Below are 22,042 nucleotides of genomic sequence, written 5' to 3'. Positions count from 1 at the left end.
TGCAGGAGGAAATGGTCATTTTTCCACCGGAATAGGATATCAAACTGAAAAAGGGGTAAATCTAAATGCTGGATATTCCACTGAAGGAGGAAATGGCCGTTTTTCCACCGGAATAGAGTTGAACAATAATAACGGCATAGACGTAGGAATTAATATGGATAAAACAGCTGTCAGCAGTGATATTGGTGCAAGTGTAAAATACAAAGGGGTAGCCTTAGGATTATCTCAACTCTCAAAAACCCCAACTTTTTCTATTAAAACTTGCTATACTTTTTAATAATTCACATAAAAATTTAAATTTTATCAAGTATTTATTTTTTTTTTCTAAAAGGCAATTTTTTATATTCAGGTGTTTTATCTAAGTAGTTTACAAAATTATTTGGATAAAAGACTTTTATGAATATTGAGAACAGACCGTTCACTTTACCTGCAAATCATATCGGACAGCAGGTTATCGATGCCACAAACTCAGGTAAAGTAGAATATTATAAATTTCTAGGAAAGCCTGATAAAGCGTTTGAAGCCATTGAGGTCTTTGCAAACAAACATTCATCTATTTTTGGTGATAAATATAATGATATGCAAGAAGATATACGAAAAGATGCTATCATACGTGAATTTGGACTTGGCTCTCTTAAAGATGTCTTACCAAAAATCCCGGAAGCAGACCGCGCAACATTTTTGAAATTAAGAGAAGATCAAGATCAAAATGATAAAAAACAGGCTGAGGATATAAAATCCAATCCTATTATTAAAACCGCTAATCTCTTTTTGAATTCAGTAAAAAATCAATATGCTCAATTTCTGGATAATAATCGTCCTGATCCTTCAAAAGTTTCCGATCCCCATCCCAATAATATAAGAGTTTTAGCAGCAGTATCACAAAATGAAGCTGCAACGGGAACATTACCCGGAGAAAAAGCAGATTGGGTTACAAGAAAATTTAGTGATGCACTCGGGACAGAAGCTTCTATAGATAAAGCTATGGATAAAACATCAAAAGACGCGGCCGTTATGGGTTATTCTAATGCTGAGGCACCGACCATGCAAAAACCTGTTACTACAAGACGAGAAAATAATACAGCCTGGCAAAAAGCAGATAATAATAATCCTGATATCAAGCGGGTTGTTATTTTTAATGTTACTGAAGATGGAAGCGGAAATTTTAAAAAGGGTGCTGATGAACTCAGGAAAAATTTTTATACACCTGATGAAAAAAACGAATCTAACCCTTTTGAAACCCGTTTTAGGGCAGACAAAATTATTACTGTAACTCCACCTACAAAAGAAGAAGAAAAACAAGGAATTACTCAAGCAGATAAAATCCGACAAGCTTTTGAACAAAGTAAACAATTTATGGAAGATCAAAAAGATTTAGCCAGAAAAAACGCTATAGCCGAAGGAAAAGATCCGGAAGCAGCAGTAAAAGCTTTAAAATTTGAAGGAATGGCTAATTGGTTTGGACATGGCACAACTGTAAAAGAAAAAAGTCCTGAAAAAGATGACCCCAGACGTTATCAAGAAGGTTCGGCAGAATTTAAATTTTGGACAAATTCACAGAAAAACGAAGGGATTGAAGAATCTGACATTAAAAAAATGGAACAGAATGTAAAAGATTTTTCTTACTTTACAGAGTATTTTAATTCTTGTCATTCCGGCGCTATGACTAATTAAATTTCTTTAAATTTAAACATTCGCTGTTTCTTTGTATAAATCTTCGGGTTTTGTAATCACAACATCCTGAGGAACTATAGAATTTTTATCAAGGCTTACTCCAGCCTTGATTTTAACATTATTTGCTATTATACAACCGTCAAGACTTGCGTTTTCTTCAATAACTACATTGTCCCAGAGAATTGAATCTTTAATTTGCGCACCTGACTTGATAAGACAATTATTTCCAATAACGTTATTGCCTTTAGAAACCACATTATCTTCAATTACAGTATTTTCGCCGACAACAATTTTATTTTCGACAGTTACATTGCTGCCGATTTTAGAAGATTCGGCAATCCATCCATCTTTTGACTCTTTATAAGGCATTTGCAAATCTGCTATTCCGTTTAATATTTCAAAAGATGATGATTTATACTGGGCTAAAGTGCCAATATCATTCCAATAATCATTTATTTTAAACCCGCAAAATATTTCATTATTTTTCATAATGGAAGGGAAAACATTTTTTGCAAAATCATAGAATGTATTTTCAGGGATATAATTAAAAATATCGGTCTCAAAAATATAGATTCCTGTATTTACAAGGTTGCTCTTGGCTTCTTCCTGTTTTGGTTTTTCCTGAAAACCTATGATTTTCGAATTTTCGTCTGTAACAACAACTCCAAAATGCTCCACTTCTTCCACAGGAACTTCTCTTAGTGCAATCGATGCGAGAGCGCCTGATTCTTTATGTTGTTTGTATAATTCTTCAATATTTACGTTAGTTAAAGCATCACCGCTTACTACAATAAAAGTTTCGCCCTGTTCAAAAAAGCTTTCACACTTTTTTAAACCGCCTGCTGTTCCTGTTAAAGCTTCTTCATATACATAGCTAAAATTGACGCCAAGATGGTTTTTTCCGCCAAAAGCGTTGTGAATAGCTTCAGCGCAGTAATGTGTGTTGGCTACAACATCGTTTATTCCAAATTTTTGAAGATGTTTTAAAATAAGCTCAATAATCGGCGTATTTGCAACAGGCACCATTGGTTTAGGGATTTTTGCCGTTAGGGGGTTTAGTCTTGTTCCGGCTCCTGCCGCCATTATCATTGCTTTTTTTATCAAGTTCCTTCTCCTATTTTTTTATTGATTATATCATTAAATTTAAATTTTTTGAGATGCCTAACTCGGGGAAAAATTAGTATTAAGAAACATTAAAACAATTCTTTTAAAACTCTGCCACTTTGTACTTTATTTTTTAAAAAACAATACTAAAGAATGCTATTAATTTTTTTCTTGAGGGTTTTTTAAATATCCATAAGTTAATAAAAAATTTTATAAATTAAATTTAAATGTATAGTTAATATGGCAAAGCCCAAAAGGAAAAACGAAAATGATGAACATAGCATTCAACCCTACTCCACAGGGAAAACAGCAGGTAAGATTCGGATCAACTGTTAACATTGCTAAACTTGCCAAACACATTAAGAATGAAAAAACTTTGAAAAAGATTGAAAAAGCTCTTCGACCGCTTCTTAATGATGGGAAAGATGCTCATATTCAATTCGAAGAGTCATACGCTCTAACTTTATTGTACAAAAAGCACACTAAAAAATTGTATTTAGCTCATTACTCTTTTCCTGTTTTATCTTTTAATAGTGTTTTTGAGATAAAATCTTTAATTAAAAAGACAATTAAAAAAATACAAGAAATTGATATAGAAGCGGCAGGTTTAGCACGGATACCCGAAAATTTAAAAACTTAAAGCAAAGATGTTTTGGATAGCCTTGAAAAAGGTAGCACAAGTAAAACTAAATCAAAAAAACATCTTGCGGAATACTAAAATCATCAATAAAAGAAATTGCCCCTGTTTCAATATCGAAGCAGAGGCAATTTGTTTTTATGTTTTGTCGTTGAGAGGAGAGCTAAAGGCTCGAGGTGGCAATCTATAAAAATATCAATACCAGAACAGATTGCCACGCTCCCGTTGGTCGCTCGCAATTGTATCAGCAATCCAATTTAATATCCTATTTTTTTTATTTTATTCAAAACATTTTAGTGCTATAAAAAAGACATAAAAATGTTTCGAGTTAACATGAGGAAGAAATCAATGGTAAAAGTCGCGCCCTTAAAAGGACTTGTTTATAATCTTGAAAAAGTTAACATAAACGATGTTATAGCACCGCCTTATGACGTTATTTCTTCAAAAGAGCAAGGAGAATTATACAATAAATCTCCTTATAATATTGTCAAACTAATTCTCGGCAAAATTAATTCTGATGACAGCGAATCCAATAACCGTTACACACGCGCGGCAGAAGATTTTAGAGAATTTATTGAACAAAAAGCTTTAACACCATCTTCTACGCCTTGCATTTATTATTATGTCCAAAATTATACAACCGCAAAAGGCGACAAAATTTCCAGAAAAGGTTTTATCGCCCGAAATTTAATAGAAGAATACGAAAAAGGCAATATAATGCCTCATGAATTTACAATGGGCGGCCCAAAAGAAGACAGGTTAAAACTTATGAAAACCTGTAAAGCCAACTTCAGTCAAGTTTTCTTTGCTTATTCAGATCCCGAAGGTGAAATCGACAAAGCCGTTAAACTCCCTGCAAAACCAATAATTGACGTAACAGACGATCTTGGAATTCAAAACATACTTTATGCAATAGAAGACGAACAGGTTTTAAATAAAATAACCGAAATTATGTCTGATAAAAAGGTTTTAATAGCTGACGGGCATCATAGATACGAAACTTCTATAGCTTATAGAAATTTCAGACGAGCAGAAAATCCTGACTGGAGCGAAAATGATGCTTTTAATTATGTAATGGCTTACTATACCAACCTTGATGACGAAAATTTAAAGGTTTACCCGACTCATAGGATTGTAAAAAGAGAAATAAATAAACATCAGCTTCTCGAGGACTTAAAAAAATACTTCGACATAACCGAATACAAGTTCTTCGAAGTAACAAGAGAAAATGTAAAAGAAAAATTTGTTGCAGATATTGAAGAAACAGCAAAACAGAAAATTGCTTTCGGCGCTTGCTTCAAAGACGAAAACAAATATCTTTTATTTAAATTAAGAGAAAAAGAAGCCGTAGACAAGATTCTCTCAGAAAAAGATGTTCCTGATGTTTTGAAAAAGCTTGATTTAAGTATTCTTCATAAAATTATTTTAGGCGATTTTCTTTGCTTTTCAGAAGAAGACCAGTTTAAACAAAACGGAGTTAAATACCTTAAAAAAGAAGCTGAGGCATTTGAGGCGGTCGAAAACAAACAGGCTGAAGTTGTTTTTATAATGGCAACACCAAGTATTCAACTTATCAAGGAAGTTTCTTCACAGGGCTATAAAATGCCTCAGAAATCGACTTATTTCTACCCAAAACTACTAAGCGGTCTGGTAATAAATCCTCTAGACTAAAAAACGCCCTTGATTGTAAAATTTTGTTACGATTTTCCTCAAAATCCGAAAACGGCAAAAAACAAAAAAAGAGTACAAATAACACTTAATATATCTTTGTACAAGTGGGTTTCGAGGATTCTATTGTTTCAAAAATTTAATGAAGAAATGTAACGAAAACCAATATTTATCTATACTATATATTTACTCTTTATATACTAAATATATACAAAACCTTGTTTCGGCTCTTTGCAAAAAAGTTATCTTTTAATCAGGGTTGAAACCCCAAAAAAACATGGTTACACTGAAATAGTTGGTTTAATTTAATTGCCTTACCGTTGTGATGAGTTAGTAGTTTAAGACAAGGGAGTTCTGAATGGGTAGCAGAACAAATCAAGCAATTGATAGTGCGATCGATAAAAAACTTAATAAAAGTTTTATCATCAAATCTCCTAGAAATGAGCTCTTAAAGTTTGCTAATTATTGTGCATTAAAAGAATATAGCGCCATAGATCATGCAAGTTTAATCTCTGACTTAAGTAGCTCAAATTCTTTTGTAGCCAAAAGAGACGATTATGACAATGAAATTTGCGATTTTCTCAACTACAAGATTGCAAGAACCCAAAGTTCATTCAACATTTTAAAACTTTTTAAACCCGGCGAAATTTTAAGTACAGTTATTAGTTGTTAACTGAAAACGAGAATGAATAAAGCGCAACCAAACTAATTGTTTTGGTTGCGCTTTATTCATTTTATATTGAAACGGATTTGTTTACATGTAAAGCATAATGAAATTTAAAAAAAGATAGCTAATAACGGTGTTGAAAAACAGCGTTATTTTCTCTTATTATGAAAAGAATTATTAGAAACTGTCTTATTAACAAATAATTTTAACGTCCTATTGAGCAAAAAAACTCAATATTATAAAGATATTTTGAGGAAATAAAAACAAAAAATGGCAAATATTAATACTAAAGACGATTTTATTCCTGTGGTTATAATGAGAGATATTGTTGTATATCCTCAAATGATGGCACCAATCTTTATATCAAGAAAAATGTCTGCTATAGCTGTCGAAAATGCTATATTAACTGAAGAACATCACTTGATTTTGTTGGCTCAAAAGGACTACGCAACAGAAAATCCTGAAATAAAGGATTTATATCAGGTAGGAGTGCTTATTAAAGCGGTACAGCTTCTAAAATTTCCTGATGGCACTATAAAAGCTCTTGCTGACGGCATTGAAAGGGTAAAGATTATTGAAATAGTAAAAGAAAATGATTTTTATAAATCCAGATACGAAGTTTTGGAAGAATTAAAAGTTGAAGATGAATCAACAAAATCGTTAATAAGCCTTACAATAGACAAATTCAAAGAGTATATAAAGAAAACAACAAAAATTAATATCGAAAGCTTTATCACCCTTTCAGAAATCAAAGAATCAGGCAAACTTGCCGACATAATAGCCACTTATCTTTCTATAGAATTACCGGAAAAACAAAAAATACTTGAAACATTAAACACGCGTGAACGGCTTGAAGAAGTTAGTAAAATTCTTTCAAAAGAAATAGAATTGCTTAGTATAGAAGAAGCTATTCAGGAAAAAGTCAAGTTTAAGCTGGGAAAAACCCAGAAAGAATTTCTTTTAAGAGAAAAATTACGCGCCATTAAAGAGGAATTGGGGTCGGAAGAGGGACTGGATGAAGCTGAAGAACTCAGGGAAAAAATAGAAACAGCAAAAATTCCGCAAAAAGTAAAAGAACAGCTTTTAAAAGAAATAAGAAAGCTTGGAAAAATAGCTTTTTATTCGGCAGAAACTTCTGTTATAAGAACTTATGTTGATACGGTGGTGGAATTACCATGGTCTAAAAACTCAAAAGATATGCTGGACATAAAAAGGGCTCAAAAAATACTTGATGAAGACCATTACGGGCTTAAAGATGCCAAAGAAAGAATTCTTGAATTTTTAGCGGTAAAAAAACTTTCAAAAGAACCTCAAGCCACCATAATATGTCTTGTAGGACCGCCGGGAGTAGGGAAAACTTCTCTCGCTAAGTCGATATCAAGGAGCCTGAACAAAAAATTTGCACAGGTCAGCCTTGGCGGGATTAATGACGAATCAGAAATAAGAGGGCATCGAAGGACTTATATAGGCGCCATGCCGGGACGAATAATAAGAGCTATCCAGAATGCAGGTACAAAAAATCCTGTAATCTTACTTGATGAAATAGAAAAGATGCTTCCAAGCCACATGGGAGACCCTACGGCAGCAATGCTGGAAGTCCTTGACCCTTCTCAAAATTCTCACTTTACCGATCATTATATTGATTTAGAGTTTGATTTGTCGGAAGTTTTTTTTATTGCTACGGCAAATTCCGTTGAAACACTTTATAAACCTTTGAGAGACAGGCTTGAAATTATATATCTGCCGGGCTATACAGAAGAAGAAAAAGTTAATATAGCTCAAAAATATTTAATCCCAAGACAATTTAAAACAAACGGAATAAAAGAAGACCAACTGGAAATAAATGAGACAGCTTTAAGAGAAATTATAAACAAATACACCAGAGAATCGGGTGTAAGGGAGATTGAAAGAAATATAGCCAAAGCATGCCGTAAAGTTGCCGTTGAAATTGTAAAAAATCCTCATATTCATATTGTTTTGACCTCGGAAAATATTACAGATTATCTGGGAGTATATAAATATGCCAGACAGGAAACCGAAAAAGAGCCTCAAATAGGACTTGTTCACGGTCTTGCCTGGACAGAAGTCGGCGGAGAACTTCTTGAAATCGAAGCAAGTGTAATGCCGGGGAATGGAAAACTGAGTTTAACCGGCAGGCTTGGAGAAATAATGAAGGAATCTGCGCAAACAGCCTTTAGTTATACTCGGAGTAATTACGAAAAGCTCAAATTACCTCCAAATCTTCAGGAAAAATATGATATACATATACACGCCCCCGATGGAGCAACTTCCAAAGAAGGGCCAAGCGCCGGTATTGCTCTCACTCTTGCAATGATTAGTGCTTTTACAAAACGTCCTGTCAGATCAGACATTGCTATGACAGGAGAAATTACTCTTAGAGGCCGGATTTTGCAAATTGGAGGGCTTAAAGAAAAATGCATCGCCGCATTAAGAAGCGGAATCAATAATGTAATCATTCCCAAAGCCAATGAAAAAGAGTTGGAAGAATTTCCCGATTATTTAAAAGGAAAAATAAATTTTAAAATTGTGGAAAATTTTGATGAAGTGCTGGAATATGCACTTTCTGATACGCCAGAACCACTTTCTCACAACGGAAAAGGTGATAAAAATGCAAAAAAATTAAAAGAGTTTAAATTTTAATTCCAATCTTCCCTTAATACATAAAAGTAAGTTATAATTTGTCTACTATGGTTAATATTGAAAATGACATTATAAATACTATATCTGCCGAACAAATTTTAAAAATGGAGCAGGATGTAAATAACATAAAAAGCGATGAAGACAGGGCAAGAGTTTTATTAGAACTTGGCCTGATTGAAGCTTTTCGTCAAAATTACGACAAGTCTATAAAATATATAGAAGAAGCTCAAAAAGTTTATTTCGAGCTCAAAAATACTATTAAAATTTCTGTTTGTCTTGCAGAATTGGCTTTAATTCATTATAAAAACTGTAAAGACAGATTAATTAGAGCTTTGACACTTTTAAATGATGCCAAATATTTTATTGAAAAGCTTGACTCAGAAGAACAAAAACAAGCGGAAGCACTAATATCGCATTATTACGGTATTATTTATTTTTTCGAAAAAAGATACAGTGATGCTTTAAAATATTTTCGGTCTGCTCAAGAACTTCTTCCTAAAAATAGTCTGGAATATGCTAAAGTTCTGGATAGTCTTGCTATTTTTTACTTAAGAGCAGATAATCACCAGATTGCCATAGAATATATGAAAGAATCTCTTGCAATTAAAAGCGAAACAGGTAATAAAAGAGAGATTTCCATAACAGAATTATTATTTGGCAGATATTTATCAAGCATTGAAAGCTATGAAGAAGCTAAAATTCATCTTTCAAACGGATTGAAAACCGTAGAAAGTTTAAATGATTTTTATACGGCAGCAAGAATTCAGAGCGAAATCGGAAAAATTTATCTTGAGTTGGGTGAATATGAAAATGCTGAAGAATATTGCATTAAATCTATTGAAATTGCAAAAAAATTAAAACTTGATATAATTTTTGCTTTTTCTTCATGCATACTTGCAAATATTCAAATTCAAAAAATGAAACCTGAAAAGGCTCTCACTATTCTTGAACAAATTGAACCTGTTTTCATCAATGTATCTTCTCCAAGGGGCTATGGGTTTGCAAAACAAATTAAATCCCATGTATATATGCTTATGGATCAGACAAAAGATGCTTTAGAATGTCTTCATGAAGCAGTTGAGCTTTTTAAAGAAGCCGAAATCAACTCTGAAGTTGCAAGATGTTACTACGAACTTGGAAAAATATATAAAAAATGCTTTGATTTTCCTATGGCTTCTTCAAGTCTTATGGAAGCAATGAATCTCGCAAAAGCAAATAAACTATACGTATTAAGCAAAAAAATTGAAGATCTTCTGTTTGAAGTTGACGAGCAGGAATGGAAAAATGTAATAAATAAAACAGCCAAAAAAGAAGACTTATTTTCTGACGGCAAATCGTTTCTTGATACTCTTGCATTAATCGGTGATATGACACGAACCGGCAACGGAAATGGAGATCCTTTCCTTGCCTTGTTAAAAATAGGACGCTCTATTGCTGCTGAAACTGATATTGACAAGCTTCTTGCAGTTATTACCGAAGAAACTCAAAGAGCACTCTCTGCTGACAGATGCACTTTATTTATACTTGACAGGGATACAAATGAATTATGGTCAAAAGTAGCTATTGGTATGGGCAAACAAGAAATAAGATTTCCCGCGGACAAAGGGCTTTCCGGTCATGTTGCTATGACGGGAGAAACAATTAACATTAAAGATGCTTATAATGACCATAGATTTAATAAAGAAATTGATAAAAAAACAGGCTATAAGACAAAAACAATACTTTGTATGCCTATGAGAAACCTTAATCATGAGATTGTAGGCGTATTTCAAGTATTAAATAAATTCGGAAACGAATATTTTTCAACAGAAGACGAAGATTTGCTTATTGCAATAGGTTCAAGTACGGGAATTGCGCTTGAAAACGCACGTCTTTTTAAAAAACAGCAATCTATGTACGAAAACCAAAAAAAATCTTTTGACAGTTTTATTAATACATTAGCTTTATCAATTGATGCCAGAGACAAAATAACATCAGGACATTCAAAAAGAGTAACCGCTTACAGCGTTGCGATTGCAGAACAGATGAATTTTCCTGAAGAACAACTTGAGATTATTGAATATGCGGCTTTGCTTCATGACTTTGGCAAAATTGGCATTAGAGACAGCGTTCTTTGCAAAGAAGGCAAACTTACGGATGAAGAATATGAACATATTCAAGAACATGCAAAACTCACTTATGATATTTTAAAAAGTATGTATTTCGAAGATAAATTAAAAGACGTTCCTGAAATAGCATCTTCTCACCATGAAAAATACGATGGAACAGGGTATTTCAGGAAATTATCAGGGGATAATATTCCTCTTGGAGGAAGAATACTTGCTGTTTCCGATGTTTTTGATGCTGTAACTTCGAAACGTCATTATCGTGATCGCATGCCATTTAATAATGTTTTAAATATTCTAAGAAAAGACTCCGGCTCTCATTTTGATGATAAAGTAATAAATGTATTTTTTAATTTAAAATTGGATAAAATATCCGGTATACTTTTTTCGAGAGAAGATTATTCTAACATTGAGGAGCATCTTAAAATTTTTACAAATTATTCTCTTGACGGATTCCATCAAATTCTTTTAAAAGATGATGAACAAAGAACAAATCAAGAAAATATAATTTTTAAGACTTTCAATCAGTTTTATAATCAAAAGTAAATTTAAATTTTTAAATGATTTTTTGTCAATTGAGGAAAATTTATGGGCAGCGGTATAAAAAAAACCAATTTTTTAACACCCCATTATTTTATTATTTTACCTGTTTTTATAATTACTTGCTTCAATAGTCCGGCATTGGCGGTAAATTCGGAAATCATCTATGATAACTGTTCTATAAGCAAGGTTTCAGGAATAAAAACCGGCTATATTTGCTCTGTTCAAAGAAAAAAGATAGAAGCAGGCAAAAAATATATAGTCACCGACAGGCATTTTGAACAAAAAATCAAGCGTTTAAGCAATACTGTTAAAATAATTCAGGATACAAACTATGTTGAAGAAGAATCAGGCAGACCGATTTCTTTTTTAATGAATTCAGAAAGTTCAGGAGAAAAAACAAAAATATCGGGAAAATTTAATTCTGATTCTGAAATATCTGCTGATTTTGATGTAAACGGTGTTAAATCTTCTAAAAACATTAATTATAAAGAAAAAATTCTTTTTCCTTACGCTATAGATAATCTTTACAAGTCTTCGGACAAAAAAATTATTGATTATTCAACGATTGAACCTGCTATTGATCTTCGAATCATAAAAATAAAAACCGAAAATCAAGGACAGGAAAATCTTAATGCAGATGGCTTAAATCATAACTATAATAAATATAAAATTTCGACGAATATTTTCCCCGGGATTACAAGTTATGAGTGGAGAGACAAAAACGGGCAAGTTGTCAAAGAAGCCATACCTTTGCTTAATATGGAACAAATTCTTTCCAATAAAAATGCTATTGCAGATATTTCCGGAGATTATGATATATTTTCCAGAGGCTTAATTTATGTAAATAAAGCAATAACCGATCCAAATTCTTTAGATCAGCTAAATTATAAAATAAAAATTACTTCTGATGTCAACCCGAATAGTCTTTTTCTACAGGATGAAAGGCAAAAAATTATCCAATTAACCAATAGCGTAATTTATTTAAAAACTAACAGCGTAAAACCGGAAATTGCAAATTATCCTTACCCCTTCGAAGCTAAGGGACTTGAGGAATATTTAAAGTCAGGACCTTTTATTATCACTGACAGCGACAAAATTTCCGGTATAGCTAAAAGCCTTGTTGCAGGGGAAACGGATGCTTATGTAATTTCTAAAAAAATGGAAGCATGGGTATACAACAATATAACCAACAAAAATTATTCACTTGATTTTGCAAATGCAGAGCAGGTTCTTGAAACGAAAAGCGGTGATTGCACAGAACATGCTGTTTTGCTGGCCTCACTGCTAAGAGCGGCAGGAATTCCTTCAAAAATAATTGTGGGATTAATTTATACTGATATTACAGAGAAGCAAACCCCCTCCTCAGACTCACAAGCAGCCTTCGGGTATCATATGTGGACAAAGGCTTATATCGGAAGTAAATGGATAAATCTGGATGCTGTTTTACCCCGCAAAAATTTTGTTCCTACCCATATAGCAATGGCGGAAACATCGCTTAATAACCTTTCTGACAGGACTGATTTATTAATTAATGTTTTAAAAAGCTTTTCAAACATTAAAATAGAGATTCTAAACTCTGATAAACCTGTAATTTCTAAACAGGATAAAGGCATTTTAAAGATAAATTTAGGTAATACGGCTAACAGCGATTTTTTAACAATAAAAACTGTTAATAATAAGTTAATTACCGATACATCAGATAATTCAAGCATAAAAAACATTTCTTTAAGCGACTATGACGAAAAAGATTATGTAAAAAGTGCTTTCTACAACTTTATAAAAGGTGATGTTAAAAAATCTTTGGACGATTTCAGCACTTATTACAGTTCTATTTCCGAAAATGATGATTATTCTTATATGAAGCTCGGATTAAAATTATCCGGTCTCGGTTTTTTCAATCTTGCTTCTAAATCTTTTGATAATGTAAAAGATTTAGATATATGGAAATCACAAATTGATAACACTAAAAACATTTATTTTCCTAAGAAAAAACTTAACCCTGAAGATGAATTACTTATCAGTGATGCTTTAAGCAAAATCAAATTTCAGAATCTTCCCGAATTAGGAATTAACTTAATCAATAAAAATAAATTTCAAAATGATGATTATACGCATTATTTACTTGCAAAAGCTTATCTTGCAGAAAACAAAACTGACTTTGCCCAAAATGAGCTTAAAAAAGCTGTAAAACTTAATTCTGAAAGTGTAACTTACTCAATGGAACAAGCAAAACTTTATATTCAAAAAAACAACTATAACTTAGCCGAAAAAGAGTTAAATCTTGTTAAAGAACTGGCAGAAAAACAACAAATTAATGACACTTATTTCTGGGAAGATTTCAACGAACAAAATTACTGGCTATTATTTAAATCCGAGAGAAAAAACCCCTTAAAAAGCAAATATTATAAAGCTAAATACTATGAAACAAAAAATGAATATAATATCGCACTGGAGATTTTGAATAATATTATTATCGGAAACAATGACAAAAATCTAATCTATGAAACCATTGGAAATATTTACCTTAAGATGAATAAGCTTGATAAAGCAAAACAAAATTTCCAAAAAGCTCTTGCTCTCGATGAAAAAAACATCACTGCTCTTAAAGGTTTAGGCAAAATATATTTTTCCGAAGGAAATAATAACTCTGCTCTCGAAAAATATAAAAAAGCTCTTGAAATTGATCCTGCTAATAATAAATTAAAACTTAATATTGCTGAAATTTATGAAGTTGCAGGGCAGGAAGATGAGTCTAATAAATGCTATAAAGACATAATAAAAGACGCTTATTTAGATCAGGAAGCCAATTATAATATTGGAATGATGTATTTACGTTCAGGAGATATTGATGAAGCCGAAAAATCTCTCAAAAAAGCTCTTTCTTCTAACCCTTTACATTCTTTAATCTGGATTGATATTGCAGGGATTGAAATTACAAGAGGCAATTATTCTATTGCAGAAAATTATTTAAAACCGGTTAGTTATATGGATGAAAAAAATTCTTCTTATTATTACTATTCCGGTTTAATTAACAAAGCACAGGGGAATTTAGACGCGGCTAAAGAAAATTTTGACAGGGCGATAGAATTAGAGCCTGATTTTGATGATGCAAATCAGGCTCTAAAAAGATTATAAAAAAATTTTAATACGAAAGATCTTCTGTAAAGGTCGGTTCATCTTCGAGTTCAGCAAAACTGCTGTCATATTCGGGATCAAAATCATCGGGCAAACATTCATCCGAAGGCCATACGGTATTTTTATTATATGCAGTGTGCATAAGATTTTCGCAAAGACTTAAATCAGAACCGGTTAAGTCAGCCCCGCATATATTTGCTCCGTTAAACTCGGCAGCTGTAAAATCACAATTTATTAATGATGCGTTGCTAAATATTGACCCTTCAAGAACTGTATCAGAGAAACCGCAATCAGTAATTGTTGCATGAGAAAAAATAACCGTACTAAGATCACTTCCGCTAAAATTTACTTCATTTAATTCTGTTTCGCTTAAGTCTGAGCCTGATAAATCAGTTTTATCAAGATTTACTGAATTTATAGCAGATTCTTTCAGGTCCAGTTCTGTTAAATCAAGCAGTTCATCACCATAAAAGCGGCTTTCATTAAATTTTTCAAACAAACCTGCTCTTAAAAGTTTTAAAAGTTCTTCTTTGTTTGTTATGTTTCCCATAAAAAGTTCCTCGTTTGAAATGATTACAACTTTAAGAATTAATAATAAGTTAAATCTATATAATTTTTAACTGCATGGCTAAAAGAACTGCCTGCGTTCGGTTAGATACATTTAATTTTTTAAAAATATTGTTCAAATGCGTTTTCACGGTAACTTCTCTTACAAAAAGCTTTTCGGCGATTTCCTGATTGTTTGATCCCTGTGCCACAAGTGATAAAACCTCTGTTTCTCTTGCTGTAAGAGTATCTATAGGCTCATCTGAAGCAAAGGATAAACTGGAAGGAGTAGTTTGACAATTTTCTTGTTTCCATTTTGATCTTCTCAGGAGTGCTTCAATTCGGGCAAGAAGATTTGGAAGTGTAAAAGGTTTAACTATATAATCATCTGCACCGAATTTTAAACCTGATATTTGCTGCTGCTCTTTATCAAGGGCTGTCAGCATTATTATAGGAATTGATTTTTTGTTATTATCTTCTCTTATGGCTTTTAAAGTTGCCCATCCATCCATATTCGGCATCATTACATCAAGAAGTATTAAATCAAAAGGAATATGATCAAAGTCTTCCGAATCGCCGCCATCGCGCCGCTGTTTTGTTTTATCATTTCCTTTTTGTTTTTGATTTTCATGATTCCCGAGAATTTTTAATGCCTGAATACCGTCTGTTGCAACTTTTATGTCATAACCATAAGTAGGAAGGACATCTTTTAAATATTTCGGATTGTCATCAACAAGAAGTATTTTAGCAATAGAGGACATTTGATTTTAATTCCATATTTTTTTAATTACCTGTTTCAATAAACCTAAAAAATTTTAAGTCAGGCATAGAGAATACAATAATTTCATTATAACAATATTTTTTGATAATAAAAGTGCAATCCGCTAATTATCTGAAAATTTATTGCAAAAAAGTATTTATTTTTAAACAATACCGTCTTTTAAAGCTTTTATCGCAGCCTGTGTTCTGTCATCGACTGATAATTTTTGTAAAATATTACAAACATGCGCTTTTGCAGTATGAATACTTACGCCAAGTTTTTCAGAAATTTCCTGATTACTGTATCCGTCTACAATAAGTCTTAAAACATCAAGCTCTCTATCTGTAAGCTGAACTTTTTCTTTGTTTTCATCAAATTCTTCAAATGATTTTGATATTTTATTTTTTACAATGGTTTTTAGTATTGTATGTGCGACAGCTGGATCAAACCATGCAGCTCCTTCATTAATATCTTCGATAACATGGATTAATTTATCAGGCTCAATATCTTTCATGCAATAAGCATTTGCCCCTGCAGAAAGCACCTCCCAAACTTCGTCTTCATTTTTGTGAGAAGTCAATACTAAAACTTTTATCTTATCGTCAAAACTTTTTATTTGCCTTGTTGCCTCTATGCCGTTAATTCCCGGCAAACCAAGATCCATTATAACAAGATCAGGCTTAAACTCTATTACAGCCTCAATGCATCTTTCCCCGTTTTCAGCTTCATAAACTTCGCCAAAACTATCATGTGCTTCAAGCGCTGTTTTGAGACCAAACCTTGTTAAAGCGTGGTCTTCTACAATAAGAACATTTATTTTATCGATTTTAATCACAAAATCTACCTTTGCCTTTTATATATTTTATTCATTATATAAAAATCTTTTTTAAAAGGACAGTAAATTTTTAAATTTTTTTTTAATTTACTGTCACTTTTTTTTTTCAGGTGTTTTATGTAGATAAGTGAGAGCCTATCTTGTTAAAAATATATAAATTTAAATATATAAGTTTTAAAGGCTCGTTTAGGGACTGCGGTCAAAATCACAAACGGCTTGTTTGACAAGGCGGTTTTGATTTTAACAAGACAGCTTCTGAGAAAGTTAATAGTGTGTGCATGAGGTTTAATTTAAATGATCAAATTGTCAAATGTCCTGAATCTACCGGCAAAACAGGATTATAATATTAAGAATAAACAAGAAAAAAATAATCTTACAGAAGTCTCTGAAAACCCTACCAACATAAAATTAATTTCTCCGAGTAGCGAAAATTTAAAAGCAAATTATCTTTCTTTCGGGGCAACTAAAAAAGATGCAGCTAACAAAAAAGAAGAACTTCCGCCTTTTTTAACAGACATGCTTTCCGAGAAAGACCTTTCAATTGCATTAAAATTAAAACCATATGAAAAAACCGCTGAATTAATAGCCCAAAATTGTTTTAGCGGCGATAATACAATGCTGGCATTTGAAGAAGGTGCCATGCCGGATGTAGCAACAAATAGTTTTGCGAGCATGCTCGCTCAGGGCAAATTTAAAAATTTGGGAATGACAAAAGAAAATACAGCAGTTTATTTTATTGATACCGAACTTGCATCAGCAAATTTTGGTGAAAATTTTAGTAAGCGAATTAATGAAAAAATGGCTCAAAAAGGTGAAGCGGCAGATTTTAACAGTATTATGGAAGAAGAAAGACAAAAACCTGATCCTGATATTCAAAAAGCTCAAAATTTGTGGATTAAAAAAACTGAAGAAGGCAAAAACGTCATATTAATTCTTTCTGATCCGACTAAAATATCTCTTATGTTTAATTCGCCTAAAATAAAAACTGTATCTTTTGCACCGTTACAGACTGAGAAATCTTCTGAAAATCCATTAGCCGATCTTCTTGACATAGAATCTTCTGACTCAGGCAAAAAACAAATATTTTCCAAAGAAATAGAAAAAATACTGGAAGAGGATACTTCGGCAAGAATAATTCAACTGCCTTCTATAGGCGCTCCGGAAACTAAAAGTTTTTTGAAAGCAAATAAAGATATTTTAATTTATCCTTTTCTGCCTGACAATGTAGATATTTCTGATAAAACAATAGATAAGGCTGTGGACGCGACAAAAAAGATTGATGGCGCTAATCCCGGCAAAGCTCTGGAGTTTCTTTTAGATGCAATTCCTGCTGCGCTTTTGAAAAAACGTTTAAACAAAAATTCGACTTATTCTGTCATTACTCCTAAAAATTTAGATAAAGCTGTTACGGCATATCCTGAATTGTTAGAAGAGCCTGATGATTCAAATCCTTTTAACCTTATTCTTGATACAAAAACAAAATTAAAAGACGTTGGCGGCATAGCCCCGCTGGAAAGTCTTATAAAAGAATCTATAACTAATAAAATAAGTTCCAAAAAATCAAAAAAATCACAGGATGCGCCGCCAAGCAGTGTTTTGATATCAGGAGACACAGGCTCAGGAAAAACTCTTCTTGCAAAAGCTATTGCGGGAGAAACAAATTCCCCGCTTATGGAAGTATCTACTTTAAAGCTTTTGGCAAAGAAAGTTCCGCCAAAAGAAATTTTTGATGCCGTAAAATCAGCGGCAAGAGATAGTGATAATAAAACAGCCTTCTTATATATTGATGATTTTGATGTTTTATCTCCTGATCCCATGGGAAAAAGCGGCTTAGATGTTTACCGCAAAGAAGTTTTTGAAGAAATAAAGAAAATTGATAATAAAAACAGTGATATAAATGTTGTTGTTTTAGCTTCAAGTAATAATCCTGAATTCATGCAGGAGGCGTTTAACAAAACCGGTTTGTTTAACACAAAAATTCAAACCCCTGACAATGCTCAAAGCTTGAATGCAAGGATTTCTACAATAACTTTGCTTACAAAAGATTTGAAATTTGAAAATAAAGAAAGTAAAGAAAAAATCATTAAAGAAACGGCAAAAGTTACTAACGGAGCAAGCGGAGCAGAGTTAAAAACGATCATTGACAAGGCAAACGCAATTGCAAACAAAAGACATGATAATAAAAACTTAACTATTAATGATGTTCTTGAGTCATTGCTTGAACTAATTGCAGGTCATCAAATAAAAACAGAACTCCCTGATTGGGATAATAAAGGAACAATCAAACATGAACTAGGACATGCAATCGTTGGGCAAACATTATTTAATATGCCGACAGAAAAATGGTTAAAACCTGATGAAGTAGACTTTATAACATTTGACCAGCGTTCATCAGGGTTCTTAGGAGCTGTCTTCTTCGGTAAGGGAGAAGGAGGAGCCAGAACCTTTGATGCATTGATTGCACAAATGGCCGTTTCTTACGGATCAATTTACACCGAAAGAATGATGTTTAATGGTAGAAGTACTTACGGACCTTCTGTTGATTTAGAAGGAGCTATTAAAACTGCGAAGATAGGAATAAACCATTACGGCTTAGGTCCTTCTACAGGTTTTATCACAGACCCCAAAATGATGCTTAAAGAAAACAAACAGGATGTTTCCTTGATGATAAAAACGTCTTCAAAAGTTGCTGAAATGATTGTTGATTTCCATAAAGACTTTATCAATGAATATGGAGATAAATGTTTCAGTAAACTCGGCAAAGGTGGAAATACCCTGTCTGCAGAGGTCTTCAAAACAGAACTTGACTCATGGCTTGATAAAGAGGACAGAAGAAGTAAATTAAAACTTCTGGAAGCTAAAATAGAAGTCTTGACAGATACAGCGAGAACAAAAGGCGAATTTATCGAAAAAGATAATCAATTAAATCTAATGGCTGTTGCCAGATTGCAGGAAGCAAAGGGGCAAATAGTAAAAAAACAGCAATCAAAAGCCTAAAAAACAGTCTTTTGACAATTAACTTGAATTGAATCTGTCATTGCGTGGAAGCCCGAAGAGCATATCAAAGCAATCTATAAAAATAAAATAGATTGCTTTGATATGCTCGCAATGACGATTTTCACAATTTAGTTATTCGAGTTAACCAGCAATTTAAGTTTAGTATAAAGTGGTCTTAAAAAAAGATGGAAGGTTTTAAAACCTTCCATCTTTTTCTTTAGCTTTGCAAATTAATTTTGTTGAGCTCTTTTGACGTCTTTTAAACTTAAACCAATTCTTCTTTCCTGAGGAGAGAATCTTTTGATTAATACATCAAGTTCATCACCTACAGAAAGTACTTCGAAAGGATTGATATGGGAATCAGACATTTCAGCAACAGGAAGAAGCGCTTCAACTCCGGGATAAATATTAACAAAAGCGCCGAAAGTTGTTATTTTGTTGACGGTACCTTTGATAACCTGACCTTCCTGAAATTCTCCTTCAACAGAAACCCATGGATTTTCTTCCATTCTCTTAAGACTTAAACTTATTCTGTTTAAATCGTTATCAATGTTAAGAATTTTAACCTGAATTTTTTGACCGAAAGAAAGAATATCTGAAGGATGTTTAATTCTCTGCCAGGAAATTTCTGAAATAGGAAGAAGCCCGTCTATGCCCATAATATCAATGAACGCACCGAAATCAGCTATTCTTACTACTTCACCTTCTACAATCTGATCAACATCAAGATTTGCAATGATGTTTCCTGCTATTTTCTTTCTTTCTTCAGCAAGAGCAAGTCTTTCGCTGAGGATAAGTTTATTTTTCTTAGCATCAGATTCAAGAATTTTAACCTGTAATTCCTGATTAACAAGACTTTCATGAGGAGTACCCGTTCTTAGCTGGCTGGCAGGAATAAAGCCTCTTAATTCCTGAACTTCAACAATTACACCGCCTTTAACAAGTGAAATAACTTTTGCACTGATAGTTTCTTCATTTTGACGAAGCTCATTAAGTTTTTCCCAATTTTTAGCATAATGAACTCTTCTTAAAGAAACTGTTATCTGACCTTCTTCATTTTCTTCTTTTACGATATAAAATTCTTTTTTATCACCAACCGAAACAATCTCTTCAATATTTGCAAAAGGAACGTTTGAAAGTTCTTTTAGAGGAAGAAAAGCTTCTGTTTTGCTTCCTATATCAACAAAAATTGCTGATTTATCAACTTTTATAACTGTGCCTTTAACAACATCAGCTACTTTGAAATTATAATCAAAGGATTGGTTTAATAATCTTTCGAATTCACTGACTAATGCTTCTTGGTTTACTTCTTCAACTACTTTTGACACTGATTTGATTCTCCTATTCTCTTAATTACTTCATTTATTACATATTCCGGGGTGGAAGCTCCTGCCGTAACCCCAATTTTTTGTGCTTTATCAATAGCACTTTTATAATTTTCAAGCTCCGCGCTTGTTTCTATAAGGATGGTTTTATTAATAGGTTTAATAATTTCTGCAAGGTGAGTGGTATTGGCGCTGGATTTGCTGCCGACTACCACCATAAGTTCAACCTCTTTTGCAAGGATTTTTGCAGATTGCTGCCGCTTAAAAGTTGCTAAACATATTGTGTTATAAACTTTTAATTCTTTAGAATATTCTACGATAACTGGCAGAATCTCTTTAAAATTTTCTATAAGCTGTGTTGTCTGGATAACAACGCCTATTTTTCCGGTTTTTTTGATTTCCGGTAAAAAATTTTCTGCTTCTTGTTTTGAAGAAATAATTATGGCCGGTTCATTAGAGCATAAATCAGAGTGAGCTTTAATCGCCACAACTTCAGGGTGATCAGCCTTGCCTATTATAATAACTCTGTAACCGTCTTTTGCGAGATCTTTTGCCTTATCCTGAACCCTTTTTACGTCAGGGCATGTCGCATCAACAATTTTGCAACCTTTCGACTCAATAGCCTGAATCATCTGGGGTGTAACGCCATGAGTTCTTATAATACAAATTCCGTCAATTTTCTCGGGTATTTCTTCTATGGTTTGAATACCGAGACTGTTAAGCTCTTCAATTACCTGATCATTATGGATTAACTGTCCTAGAATATATACCGGAACATCGAGATTATCTTTTTTTATTTTTATTGATAAATCTACCGCTCTTTGAACGCCATAACAAAAGCCTGCATGCTGAGCCTGTTTTATATCTTTTAATTGCGAAGCAGGAATACTGCTTTGCGAATTCGTTTTTGTAGAAATCAGTTTAAGTTCACTTCCAATCCGAGAGATTTAAAGCAATAGGTTAAAAACAACCGTTTCGCCTTAGTAATAGTTTTATATCATGTAATAGATTAAATTCAAGCTTTAATAAATTCTAAAAAAATAGCAATTTTATAATGAATTTTGTTTTTATATAAATAGGGAATGTATTTAATTTTTTCACAAACGGGAGAGGGTATTATGAGTAATGGTCAAGTTTCATTTGTTGAGACAAAGGGCTTAAAAATACAGGAAAGAATAAAAATTATTTCAAATCAGACAAATGTTTCATTTTTTGCAGAAAATACGGAAACACCGAAATTGAATTTGCTTAGTTCTATTATCAAATTAGATAATGATTCAATGCTGCACAAAAATAAAAGTGGCAGCATATTTTCAAATTCGGAATTAAAAACTAGTGCATTGTTAATTTAATTTATTAGGATAAAGTTTTTTTAACTTAATTCT

Annotated in this window: 16 protein-coding genes; 10 read left to right on the top strand and 6 right to left on the bottom strand. The window is 32.6% G+C overall.

What is annotated here, in order from left to right; translation table 11 throughout:
- Both WCG23_10400 and WCG23_10395 read left to right on the top strand, forming a co-directional pair.
- On the top strand, nucleotides 1-277 hold a 277-nt coding region (locus tag WCG23_10400; GenBank protein MEI8390278.1), incomplete at its 5' end, for a hypothetical protein.
- A gap of 119 nt (nucleotides 278-396) precedes the next feature.
- Nucleotides 397-1,674, top strand: coding sequence for a hypothetical protein (locus WCG23_10395; GenBank protein ID MEI8390277.1), 1,278 nt, complete (start codon nucleotides 397-399; stop codon nucleotides 1,672-1,674).
- Nucleotides 1,675-1,686: 12 nt separating this feature from the next.
- Here the strand turns inward: WCG23_10395 and WCG23_10390 are convergent, their stop codons facing one another.
- On the bottom strand, nucleotides 1,687-2,778 hold the full coding sequence (locus tag WCG23_10390) for an NDP-sugar synthase (GenBank protein ID MEI8390276.1): 1,092 nt from the start codon (nucleotides 2,776-2,778) through the stop codon (nucleotides 1,687-1,689).
- Between the two features lie 268 nt (nucleotides 2,779-3,046).
- Between WCG23_10390 and WCG23_10385 the strand changes: the two genes are divergently transcribed.
- The 6 genes from WCG23_10385 (at nucleotide 3,047) to WCG23_10360 (ending at nucleotide 14,194) form a co-directional block, all read left to right on the top strand.
- On the top strand, nucleotides 3,047-3,418 hold the full coding sequence (locus tag WCG23_10385; protein ID MEI8390275.1) for a hypothetical protein: 372 nt from the start codon (nucleotides 3,047-3,049) through the stop codon (nucleotides 3,416-3,418).
- 345 nt (nucleotides 3,419-3,763) lie between these two features.
- The gene (locus WCG23_10380) at nucleotides 3,764-5,086 is read left to right on the top strand and encodes a DUF1015 domain-containing protein (GenBank protein MEI8390274.1); all 1,323 of its coding nucleotides are present in this window, start codon (nucleotides 3,764-3,766) and stop codon (nucleotides 5,084-5,086) included.
- 355 nt (nucleotides 5,087-5,441) lie between these two features.
- Nucleotides 5,442-5,756, top strand: coding sequence for a hypothetical protein (locus WCG23_10375; GenBank protein MEI8390273.1), 315 nt, complete (start codon nucleotides 5,442-5,444; stop codon nucleotides 5,754-5,756).
- A 264-nt stretch (nucleotides 5,757-6,020) separates the two neighbouring features.
- The gene (gene lon / locus WCG23_10370; GenBank protein MEI8390272.1) at nucleotides 6,021-8,411 is read left to right on the top strand and encodes an endopeptidase La; all 2,391 of its coding nucleotides are present in this window, start codon (nucleotides 6,021-6,023) and stop codon (nucleotides 8,409-8,411) included.
- 47 nt (nucleotides 8,412-8,458) lie between these two features.
- A complete protein-coding gene (locus WCG23_10365; protein ID MEI8390271.1) occupies nucleotides 8,459-11,062 on the top strand; it encodes an HD domain-containing phosphohydrolase in 2,604 nt (867 codons plus the stop codon).
- Between the two features lie 42 nt (nucleotides 11,063-11,104).
- Nucleotides 11,105-14,194: a tetratricopeptide repeat protein gene (locus WCG23_10360; protein MEI8390270.1), complete on the top strand. Its 3,090-nt coding sequence runs from the start codon at nucleotides 11,105-11,107 to the stop codon at nucleotides 14,192-14,194.
- A 7-nt stretch (nucleotides 14,195-14,201) separates the two neighbouring features.
- Here WCG23_10360 and WCG23_10355 read toward each other — a convergent pair whose 3' ends face one another.
- The 3 genes from WCG23_10355 to WCG23_10345 all read right to left on the bottom strand — a co-directional run bounded on the left by WCG23_10355 (nucleotide 14,202) and on the right by WCG23_10345 (nucleotide 16,335).
- Nucleotides 14,202-14,744: a pentapeptide repeat-containing protein gene (locus WCG23_10355; protein MEI8390269.1), complete on the bottom strand. Its 543-nt coding sequence runs from the start codon at nucleotides 14,742-14,744 to the stop codon at nucleotides 14,202-14,204.
- Between the two features lie 55 nt (nucleotides 14,745-14,799).
- Nucleotides 14,800-15,501: a response regulator transcription factor gene (locus WCG23_10350; protein ID MEI8390268.1), complete on the bottom strand. Its 702-nt coding sequence runs from the start codon at nucleotides 15,499-15,501 to the stop codon at nucleotides 14,800-14,802.
- A 162-nt stretch (nucleotides 15,502-15,663) separates the two neighbouring features.
- Entirely contained in the window at nucleotides 15,664-16,335 is a 672-nt protein-coding gene (locus tag WCG23_10345) for a response regulator transcription factor (GenBank protein ID MEI8390267.1), read from the bottom strand.
- 294 nt (nucleotides 16,336-16,629) lie between these two features.
- Here WCG23_10345 and WCG23_10340 point away from each other — a divergent pair, with 294 nt between their 5' ends.
- Nucleotides 16,630-19,332, top strand: a complete 2,703-nt coding sequence (locus tag WCG23_10340) for an ATP-binding protein (protein MEI8390266.1) — start codon at nucleotides 16,630-16,632, stop codon at nucleotides 19,330-19,332.
- A gap of 230 nt (nucleotides 19,333-19,562) precedes the next feature.
- On the opposite strand, the gene WCG23_10335 is transcribed toward WCG23_10340, so the two are convergent.
- Nucleotides 19,563-20,660 carry a S1 RNA-binding domain-containing protein gene (locus WCG23_10335; protein MEI8390265.1) on the bottom strand — a complete coding sequence of 366 codons (1,098 nt, stop codon included), beginning with the start codon at nucleotides 20,658-20,660 and terminating at the stop codon, nucleotides 19,563-19,565.
- Entirely contained in the window at nucleotides 20,648-21,520 is an 873-nt protein-coding gene (gene ispH / locus WCG23_10330) for a 4-hydroxy-3-methylbut-2-enyl diphosphate reductase (GenBank protein ID MEI8390264.1), read from the bottom strand. The genes WCG23_10335 and ispH overlap by 13 nt, the downstream gene beginning before the upstream one ends.
- A 255-nt stretch (nucleotides 21,521-21,775) precedes the next feature.
- Here ispH and WCG23_10325 point away from each other — a divergent pair, with 255 nt between their 5' ends.
- Nucleotides 21,776-22,009 carry a hypothetical protein gene (locus WCG23_10325; GenBank protein MEI8390263.1) on the top strand — a complete coding sequence of 78 codons (234 nt, stop codon included), beginning with the start codon at nucleotides 21,776-21,778 and terminating at the stop codon, nucleotides 22,007-22,009.
- Nucleotides 22,010-22,042 lie beyond the last annotated feature (33 nt).

The sequence above is a fragment of the bacterium genome (assembly GCA_037147175.1).
Classification (GTDB): Bacteria; Cyanobacteriota; Vampirovibrionia; order Gastranaerophilales; family UBA9971; genus UBA9971.
The sequence above is the reverse complement of the archived record's forward strand: the minus strand, read 5'-3'. Positions and strand labels throughout refer to the sequence as shown.